A 1,470-nucleotide genomic window follows, 5' to 3' on the forward strand; every position below is an offset into this window, starting at 1 on the left:
GTAAGACGCAGAGGCGGCACCGATAGTGATACCGATGGTTCTCGCCGGTCGACCTTCGTCCGCCATGGCCGCCGTGGGTGGCTCCGGACAAGCTGCGTGAAGAGGGGTGCGTGATGGAGTCCTCGGCTGACCAGTCGAGCTGGTCGGACGTGTGGTCGCATATTCCGGCCGCGAATCCGCAGCAATCCGGCCCGCTATGGGCGTTGGCGGTCCTCATCGGGCCGGATCGGGCGGTGGAAGGTGTCGTCGGATTCTTCGTGACACCGGCCGAGGCGAACCGGCACGCCCGGGCGGGGGGCTACGAGAGCTGGCTGGTGATTCCGGCGCTGGACCTGCACGGGGCGGGTGGGCCGGTAGCGGTCCTGTGACCGGTGGACCGCCCGATCGCGGCGTCGGCCCGAGCCCCCGCGGAAGCCCTTCTTCGGGAGAGGGCACACTGGTATTCCGACGTACCACTCCTCCACTCCTCCGCTACCCCGCTACCCCCGCATGCGGCGATGCGACACCCACGGCACCGACGACAGATCGACCACAGGCCCATCGACCACAGGCCGGAAGCGGCCATGAACCCCTCTCCGACCATGGGCTCTCCCCGGACTCCTCCTCCCCCGGGTGCCCCGCGATCGCCGGGCGTCCCACAATCGAAGGTGTAATCGAAGGTGCAGATGACGGCCGGCCCCCTCTACGCGCTCTATACCCGTCGCCTGCGTCGGCAGGTCATGGCGGGTCCACTGCCTGCGCACGTCGGGCTGGTCATGGACGGCAACCGCCGCTKGGCCCGCGAGATGGGCATGGCGAATCCGAGCCTCGGCCACAAGTACGGCGCCGAGCACGCCGAGGACGTCCTGTCCTGGTGCGAGCTTGTCGGCATCAAACACGTCACCGTGTTCGTCTGCTCGACGGAGAACCTGCAGCAGCGCGGGGACGCCGAGGTCGCCTTCCTCATGCAGGTGATCGAGCAGGTGGTGGCCGACCGGCTCGGGCGGCCGGACGCCCGCTGGCAGGTCCATCTCGCGGGCATGCTGGACACGCTGCCGGACAGCACGGCCCGTGTCCTCAAGGAGGCCGTGGAGACAACCCGCAGCGTCACGACCGGCGCCCACGTCACCCTCGCCGTCGGGTACGGGGGTCGCCAGGAGGTCATCGAGGCCCTGCGCGAGCTGCTGCACGAGCGGGCCGAGGCCGGGGACTCGCTGACCGACGTCGCGTCGACRCTGACCGTGGACGACATCGCCCAGCACCTCTACACCGCCGGCCAGCCCGACCCCGATCTGGTGATCCGCACCAGCGGGGAACAGCGGCTGTCCAACTTCTTGCTCTGGCAGAGCGCCTACTCGGAGCTGTATTTCTGCGAGGCGTACTGGCCGGCGTTCCGTGAGATCGACTTCCTGCGCGCCCTGCGCAGCTTCGCCGCCAGGGAGCGACGCCACGGCGCCTGATCCACCGTCTGGCCCGCCCATGAGCAGCCCC

The 1,470-nt window shown here is 69.5% G+C and carries 2 protein-coding genes; both read left to right on the plus strand.

The genetic code is table 11. The features are described 5' to 3' along the window. Positions 1-113 precede the first annotated feature (113 nt). Entirely contained in the window at positions 114-368 is a 255-nt protein-coding gene (locus CcI156_RS23710) for a hypothetical protein (RefSeq protein ID WP_011436631.1), read from the plus strand. 297 nt (positions 369-665) lie between these two features. Beyond that, entirely contained in the window at positions 666-1,439 is a 774-nt protein-coding gene (uppS, locus tag CcI156_RS23715; protein ID WP_076808348.1) for a polyprenyl diphosphate synthase, read from the plus strand. Positions 1,440-1,470 lie beyond the last annotated feature (31 nt).

The sequence above is a fragment of the Frankia sp. CcI156 genome (genome assembly GCF_001983015.1).
GTDB classification, from domain to species: Bacteria; Actinomycetota; Actinomycetes; order Frankiales; family Frankiaceae; genus Frankia; species Frankia casuarinae.

Excerpts from the sequence above, each read along its gene's own strand:
- CcI156_RS23710 (WP_011436631.1), top strand. The coding sequence starts at position 114 with ATGGAGTCCTCGGCTGACCAGTCGAGCTGGTCGGACGTGTGGTCGCAT.